Source organism: Atribacter sp., assembly GCF_035418125.1.
GTDB lineage: Bacteria > Atribacterota > Atribacteria > Atribacterales > Atribacteraceae > Atribacter > Atribacter allofermentans.
The window spans coordinates 1-7,888 of sequence record NZ_DAOLQM010000088.1; the positions used below are offsets into that span (position 1 = coordinate 1).

Annotated in this window: 8 protein-coding genes; 3 read left to right on the forward strand and 5 right to left on the reverse strand. The window is 35.4% G+C overall.

All coding sequences use genetic code 11. From position 1 onward, the window contains the following. Positions 1-349, reverse strand: a 349-nt coding sequence (locus PLK24_RS05865; RefSeq protein WP_324477211.1) for a substrate-binding domain-containing protein, incomplete at its 3' end; no start/stop codon positions are given. 730 nt (positions 350-1,079) lie between these two features. Between PLK24_RS05865 and PLK24_RS05870 the strand changes: the two genes are divergently transcribed. The 3 genes from PLK24_RS05870 to lptC all read left to right on the forward strand — a co-directional run bounded on the left by PLK24_RS05870 (position 1,080) and on the right by lptC (position 3,903). Next, the gene (locus PLK24_RS05870) at positions 1,080-1,352 is read left to right on the forward strand and encodes a hypothetical protein (RefSeq protein WP_324477212.1); all 273 of its coding nucleotides are present in this window, start codon (positions 1,080-1,082) and stop codon (positions 1,350-1,352) included. Positions 1,353-1,396: 44 nt separating this feature from the next. After that, positions 1,397-3,112, forward strand: a complete 1,716-nt coding sequence (locus tag PLK24_RS05875; RefSeq protein ID WP_324477214.1) for an FAD-dependent oxidoreductase — start codon at positions 1,397-1,399, stop codon at positions 3,110-3,112. Between the two features lie 200 nt (positions 3,113-3,312). Continuing rightward, positions 3,313-3,903, forward strand: a complete 591-nt coding sequence (gene lptC, locus PLK24_RS05880; RefSeq protein ID WP_324477216.1) for an LPS export ABC transporter periplasmic protein LptC — start codon at positions 3,313-3,315, stop codon at positions 3,901-3,903. Here the strand turns inward: lptC and PLK24_RS05885 are convergent. The 4 genes from PLK24_RS05885 to PLK24_RS05900 all read right to left on the reverse strand — a co-directional run bounded on the left by PLK24_RS05885 (position 3,897) and on the right by PLK24_RS05900 (position 7,408). Beyond that, positions 3,897-5,291, reverse strand: coding sequence for a glucose-6-phosphate dehydrogenase (locus PLK24_RS05885; protein ID WP_324477218.1), 1,395 nt, complete (start codon positions 5,289-5,291; stop codon positions 3,897-3,899). The genes lptC and PLK24_RS05885 overlap by 7 nt on opposite strands. Further along, the gene (locus PLK24_RS05890) at positions 5,284-5,907 is read right to left on the reverse strand and encodes a cyclase family protein (RefSeq protein ID WP_324477224.1); all 624 of its coding nucleotides are present in this window, start codon (positions 5,905-5,907) and stop codon (positions 5,284-5,286) included. Before PLK24_RS05890 ends, PLK24_RS05885 begins: the two co-directional genes overlap by 8 nt. 68 nt (positions 5,908-5,975) lie before the next feature. Further along, positions 5,976-6,737, reverse strand: a complete 762-nt coding sequence (locus tag PLK24_RS05895; protein ID WP_324477220.1) for an SDR family oxidoreductase — start codon at positions 6,735-6,737, stop codon at positions 5,976-5,978. 47 nt (positions 6,738-6,784) lie between these two features. Beyond that, the gene (locus tag PLK24_RS05900; protein ID WP_324477222.1) at positions 6,785-7,408 is read right to left on the reverse strand and encodes a zinc metalloprotease; all 624 of its coding nucleotides are present in this window, start codon (positions 7,406-7,408) and stop codon (positions 6,785-6,787) included. Positions 7,409-7,888 lie beyond the last annotated feature (480 nt).

Here is a 7,888-nt window from a genome sequence, read left to right on the forward strand (position 1 = left end):
CTGCTTCTTGAGCTTCTTCCATGACCGGGTTTAATGCTGTTGAAGAATTGGGATTTATGAGTAACAGGTCAACATCGGAGGCAATAAGATTACGAATTTGGGCAATCTGGGTATTAACATCGGGACCGGCGTTTTGAATAATCAGCTTGTCAGCCAATCCTTGTTCTTTGTAAAGCTCGAATTCTTGTTGAATACTTTCTATCATCTGTACTCGCCAGCTATGGGTGAACGGTCCATTACTCAAACCAACCGTGTAAGGGGGTCCACCTTCCTTAGCAAATACTCCGAAAGCAAAAGATAGAACAAAAATCAGAGTAATGAATAACAATATTATTCTATTTTTTTTCATGTTTCTCCCTCCTTAAAAACTTCCTTTACAAAGTTCTAAAGTTTGATATTTAGGGAACTTGGTTTTTTGTACTTTATCACCTCCTCAGTTCCTTGAGCAATTCTTTTTGAAGCTTGAATTCAATTGTTAAAAAATCAACTCATTTTTTATTTACAAAAAAAAGGTTTTAGAAAAAAAAGAAGATTTATGAAACAAAGCAGTCACATTTAAATCCTAACTAGCAATAGACAATGAATCACTTTATTTAATCCTTGAATAATTTATAGTATAGAAAGAATTGAAAGTCAAATAATACGACAATTTACCCTTGGCAAGAAAATATATTATTAAAAAGGGATTGATTTTTAAAGGTCATTGCCATTCTGTAATAAGAATGAAATTTTAAATGATTCTTTCAAATTTTTTAGTCGGACTGATGGTTTTAAACCTTTGATAGGAGAGTATCTAAGTCTTGATTATCATATTGAAGAAATTGGAGAATGATTTGGAAAATCCTTTTAATATTTAATATAAGTGTCTAATTTTGATCAGTAAAAAAGTATTTATTCATAACTCCTTGAAAGCTCCTTTTTAGTTTCTTTGTATTATAACGTGATTCAATTTTAAAGCTGGATTTATTAAAGCGAAATAAAACATCGTTCAAAAAAATACTAGAATTAATGAAAACCTTTAGTTACGGATATAATACATTTTGATACAATAAAAAAAAGTGTATTGAGGAGGGGTTATTATGGGTACATTTTTAAAAATAATTGGAATTATAACCTTAGTTTTTGGAATTATTGTTATTGTTTTTACGTTGTTTGGAATGAGCAGGTTTTTAAGTTTTCTCACTGTGCCCAACCTACCCAATGAATCATCTACAATGATGCCTGGGACGAGTTGGGCAATAGCTGGAAATATTAGTGGAGCTATTGGTGGATTAGTAATCATTATTGGTGGAGCAGCTCTTTATTGTTTGGGTGCCATATATAACAATGTAATGGATATGAAAGCACCTTAATAATGGAAGCTGTTGTGAGCTTTATAAAATAGGGGTGATAAAAAATGGCAAAAAGAGTTGTAATTATTGGTGGAGTTGCTGCTGGTCCAAAAATAGCTGCTAAGCTTAGAAGGTTAGACCATGAGGTGGAAATAACTATCATTGAAAAAGGTCAATTTTTATCCTATGCAGGCTGTGGCTTACCTTATTATATTTGCGAGGACATAAAAGAACAGCGAGAATTAATGGAAACCCCAGTAGGAGTATTGCGTGATCCTGAGTTTTTTGAAAAAACCAAAAATGTGAAAGTGTACAATCGAACTGAAGCAATTAAGGTTGACCGGTTAAAAAAAGAAGTAGAGGTAAAAAACCTCGATACCAACCAGATAAAAACCTTACCTTATGATTACTTGGTATTTGCTACTGGAGCAAAAGTAATGATTCCACCAATAAAAGCAGTAGATATTGAGCACCCTGGCATGGAATTGGGATGTATGGATTTGTCCCACGTGTATACTCTCCATGGCATTGAAGATGCCGAGGCGATTCGATGGATTATTAAAGAAAAAATGGCAAAGAAAGCGGTTATCATTGGTGGTGGCTTGATTGGAATGGAAATGACTGAGAGCCTGGTGAAAAGTGGGTTATCGGTTACAGTCATAGAAATGCTACCAGAAATTCTCCCCATTCTTGATGATGATTTAGGAATTTTAGTGCGTCGTTATTGCCAGGAGAAAGGGGTCAATGTATGTGTTGAAGAGAAAATACTCCGACTGGAAGGAGAAGGTGGGATAGTTAAAAAGGTAGTTACCGACAAGGATGTATACGATACTGATGCCGTTATTATTGCAACTGGATTTCGTCCCAATTCCGATTTAGCAAAAAAATCAGGTTTGGAAATTGGAGAGACTGGTGGTATTAAAGTTGATTTATTTATGAGAACCAGCGATCCATTTATTTATGCTGCAGGAGATTGCGTTGAGATTGAAAATTTAGTTTGCTTGAAGAGTGCTTATATGCCCATGGGTTCTCTTGCCAATAAACAGGGTCGAGCAGTGGCCATTAATATTGCTGGTGGTCAAGAAGTATTTCGAGGCGGTTTAAATTCAGTTGTTTTTAAACTATTCGATTACACGGTTTCACGAACTGGCTTAGGAATAAAACAAGCTAAGGATTTGGGTTTTGATGCCGAGTATGCCTTAGTACCTGCTCCCGATAAAGCTCATTACTATCCTGGTGCAAAACGAGTAATTACCAAAATTATTGTCGATAAACGGAATGGAAAACTATTGGGAGGCCAGTTTGTTGGAGCTGGGGATATTATGAAAAGCGCGAATACTGTTGCAACAGCTCTCTACTATGGAGGAACCATTGAAGACTTATCGATGCTTGATATACCCTATGCTCCTCCTTATGCTTCAGCAATTGATAATGTCTGCGTTGCAGCCAATGTTATACGGAACAAACTGAATAGATCTATGATAGGAATATCAGCTTTAGAAGTGGAAAAGAAAAGGAAAAGGAATGAAGATTTTATCCTTTTAGATGTAAGAACCCCTAAGGAATATCAACAAGTTAGGATTCCGGGGAGCACTCTAATACCTTTGGGCAATCTTAAACAAAAATTAGATGAATTGCCACGGGAAAAAGAGATAATTACCTTTTGTGCAGTGAGCTTAAGAGGTTATGAAGCTTTACTGATATTGAAATCGAATGGCTTTGGCAACGTTAAGGTAATGGATGGTGGTTTAGCTTGTTGGCCGTATGAGTTGGAAAAATGACCTATGGTATCTTGTTAAACTTGCCCCCTCGCTCCATTTTTCTGTAACTTGGGGCGAGGAGTTTAAATTTTTACTGTTTTTCTTTCTTTGTTGGGAAAGTTTAGGAATTAATACAACAGGAAACTCCTTGGATTTTATCAGATTATAAGACTGAAAGGATTGAAAGAGAAAACGGTATTTTCGCATTCTCTCGATAAAATATGTGGATAAAACTGGTTGTTATTGCATTAATATTAACCGTTGCCTTTTTTATTGTTTTTAATTTAGTTCAATCTCAAACGCCACCGGAAGATGAAGAGACTTCAGAAAAGACCGAAGAAAATGTTGAAGTACCTGAAGATCCCCCGGTTATTATAACTGGTGGTGTTGTGAGAGGTTGGGAAAAAGGAGTCTTGGCTTGGGCACTTGAAGCGAAAGAGATGAGGCTGAACAAACAGTCATCGCGTGCAAGTTGCCCGAATGGGGTAGAATTAGTCGTATTTGGCGAAAATGGGGAAGTCAAGACAACTCTAAAAGGCAATAAAGGCTATATCAACCTCGATAATAAAGACTTTCAGCTAGTTGATACTGTTGAAGTTCTTTCGACAAATGGGAACCGAATTGAATCGATTGGTTTAGTCTATCGTGATAATAATAAGACTATTGAGGGGTTTGCTCTCTCGAAGATTTTCTTCGATGATAATTACATTGAGTGTCAGAATTTTATTAGCGATCTTGATTTCGAAAATCCAGTTTTTGAAAAAGTTCAAAAGGGCAAATTTGTTATAGGAGAAAAAACCGTCAATCAATAGTTTTCTGCGTTATTTTTTGAATTTATAAAGTCTTCGGCATGATAAAAGGTGTCGGCATATTTTTCCACTTTAATCTGTTCTTTATTAATTAGCTCCCTCAATTGATCAACGATTTCCCAAGAGTGGAGAATAAATTGGGAGTCTGGGAAAAGGGTTTTATCGCCTCGAAAACAATCAATGATGATATTTTCATAAGCTTCGGGGCTATTGATTCCAAAGGTTCCTAAAGAATTAAAATTGAGACGGACGGAAGAGGAAGATAAACCCATGCCGGGAATTTTTGCTTGAATAACTAGATCAATTTTTTCCTCAGGTTGAATTTCAATGATTAGCCGGTTTTCGTTTGTGGTTGTTGAATGAAAGATAATCTCGATATAGGAGATTTTTTGAGCCAACTTTTTCCCAGTTATGATCCAAAAAGGAACACCCGACCAACGTTTACTCGAAATATATAGAGGAAGTCGAATGAAAGTTTCGGTTTTACTAAAAGGATTAGAGGCATCTAGAGAATAGCTTTGGTATTGTCCAAGAAAAACCTGTTTGGCATCAGGAAGTTTTATATTTTGAATTACTTCTATCTTTTTCTGTTGCATTGAATTCAAAAAGGAAGAGCATTCAATTTTATCTTCTTGACAGAGAGGTGGAATGTCCATAGCAATCAATGAAAGAAGTTGTAGGAGGTGATTTTGGAATATATCTCGAATCGCTCCGGTTTCTTCATAAAAATTACCACGGGAACCAACCCCTTCCTTTTCACTAACAACAATATGAATTTCTTTAACATATCCCGCTGATAACAGGTTTTCAATAAACCAATTCTCGGCTTTTAAAATAATAATATTTTGAACGGTATCTTTTCCCAAGTAATGGTCCACATAATAAATATTTCTCTCTGGTACTAACTTATTAAAAAGCTGGTTTAAATGAATAAAGCTCTTTTTATCATAACCAAAAGGTTTTTCAATAATAATTTTTTTGATTATTTTTGATGGTATATACTCATTTATTCTTTTAATCAATAGAAGAACTCGGGCATAAATTGAGGGAAGTGTTGACAAATAGAAAAGAATTTCTTGGTAGTTTTTAAGATGATATTCAGCCAAAAAAGATAAGAGGGACTGAGGATCATCGATATCCCCTTGATAATAATCGGTTTTTTGAAAAAGATGATCCAAAACTGAAGAATCGAGCTCAGGAATTTTATTTGAAAGAGATTGGTAAAGAAAAGATTGGTAGGATTTTTCATCTGCAAACCGACGGCCAATTGCCAGTATATGAAAGTTATCAATTTTTCCACGACGGATGAGATGATAAAAAGCTGGGAAAATTTTTTCAGTAAAAAGATTACCAGTTGCACCAAAGAAAATGAATAACTTTTCGTTATTCATTCGAGATAGTCCTTAAGAAAGCTCGGATAGGCGAACCATCCGCGGCTTTTATTTTTAAAGGATATCCAGAAAACCAATAGAAACCAGGATTCACATGGGATAATACTAATCCTTCAAAGATGAGAATATCATTTTCTAATAATAAACGGTGGGTAGGGTGTTGAGGCTGGTCTCTTTCAATGCCGAGAGAATCGATACCAACACCTTTTAAAAATCTTTTAGAAAGAAAACCTGCTCCTGATTCACCTAGGAAAACAAATTTTTTTGGATGAAGTTGCTGAAGAGAGTTGTCCGTTTTTAACAATAGAAAGTCTACAGTTGATATTTTGGTTTCATAGGGGAGAAGGTGTTCAGCTTCGATTTTTTCCAAATTTGAAAGTTCTAATACGATAGCCTTTCCTTCAAAGTGTTGTAAAGGATAAAGATCGATAGTTTTTCCTTGAGAAAGCATATGAAAGGGTGCATCAACATGAGTACCGGTATGGTGCAAAATGGATAAACGCGATTCATTAGACCCTTGATCGATGGTATTGGTTACTTCGATAATTGGTTTTCTCTCTGTTATCCCTTTGTAGGTAGGCATTTCTGGTGATATCACCATCGAAATATCGATCATGTCCACGAAATGGTTCCTCCTTTTTTAAACTGATAAAACTTGTATTTTCTAATTAGTCATAGTGAGACTTAATCTGCATAAATCATTTTTACAGTCATGCCACCATCTACAATAAGATTAGCCCCAGTAATGAAACTGGCTTCTGAGGAAGAAAGGAATAAACAGGCATGAGCAATATCCTCTGGAATACCGACTCGCCCGGCTGGATGTTGTTGATGGTCAATAATGCTCAAATTTGGGTTTTCTCTCCGGCTTTCTTTTTTCCAATCCCTGGTTTCAATCCACCCGGGACTTATGGAATTTACCCGAACATTTTTAGGAGCAAGTGAGATTGCCAAGGCATGAGTAAGAGCGATCACCCCTCCTTTTGAAGCAGAATAGGCTTCGGTGTTTGGCTCAGACATAAAAGCTCGAGTTGAAGCCATGTTAATGATAACTGAACCTGGTAAAAAATAAGGAAGGCAGAAATGGACCATCAAATATATACTTTTTAAATTAACGTTTAATACCCGATCCCATTCTTCAGGTTTAAGCTCCTCGATCGGTTTATTGTTCAAAATTCCAGCATTATTAATTAATATATCAATAGATTGACATTGTTGCCTTAAAAGACTCACAGTATTTTTTATGTTTTCGGGATTGGATACATCACATTGGTAGGGGAAAAAAGACAAAAAACTTTGCCATTCATTTTTGCATTCCATTAGGGCTTCTTGATCTATGTCCCAAGACGAGACCCAAGCTCCTTTGGTAAGAAAAACTTTAGAGATTGCTTTTCCAATCCCTTGAGCTCCACCGGTTATTACCACTGTTTTATTTTTAAAATTCATTTAAATTATCCTCTCTTTATAAAAATTCTTTAAATGATTAAATAAAATTAAGGTAAATAACTTCCGATAGGAAGTTGATATAACCGATGAACCATAGCATGAACTGACTCACTTAAATGAGTGTTCCCGAGATTTATTGGATCCATAACACATCCATCGCTAGTATGTCCTCCGAAACCAACTACATGACCAAATTCATGAAGCAGGGTAGCATAGACAGGACATAAGTTTTCGTCAGGAAAAATGAAAATTGTCGCACCGTATATCATAGAATTATTTCCAATGTAGACTTCGGTGTATCCACAATTTTGAAATAAATTGAGACTATAATCAACGGTAATAATAATTGGACTTAAAGGATTGGGACTGAGGTAAAAAGAAGTTGGTTCTCCAATCACCTCATTCCATTTGTTGAGAACCTCTTGAAGATGAGGATACCCAGTCATGTCAAAAACTTCAACAATTCCGTTTGGCCAACGGGTTACTAAATTTTCATCCCAACCATATTTTTTAACCAATGAATCGGCATGGATATCTATTGGAGGAAGGTTTGGAGCGATGTAGGTTGGAGGATTTTCAAACTGGAATAAGCTTGGTATACAGGAAGTAATAATGAAAGAAAGAAAAAAGAGAGTGAGCCAAGGGAGATATTTTATTAATCGTTTCTTCATCTCATTCCTTCCCAAACAGCCGTTCACTTTAACGTTTTTTTAATACCTTTATATTCTTTTTTCTATTGAGAATTATAAAAACTAAGAAAAAAATTTGGAATGAATTGTATATACAACCTTTTCTGTTTAGAAATCAATTAGCTTTATCAAATATCGGTTTTTGGATTTTCATTTCTCTACATTAAGTATATTACAATATTATAATTGAAAATTTATACTGATATTCTATCAAAATCAGCTTTTATAAAACCACTTTTCTACCACAAGGACGTACAACCATATCACATGAATTGCATCTATCCTGAAAATCTACGGGCATGATAAATCAAGCCCCTACAAAAGATTAAAAAATTGTAGTGGGCACAATGAATTGTGCCCACTCTTTAATTAATGTAGCGACCTGCCATGGCAGGTCGAATCTTGGGTTTTCACCTTTATCTGGTGCCACAACGTGGTATGGGTGTCTATATTGTAAGGAAA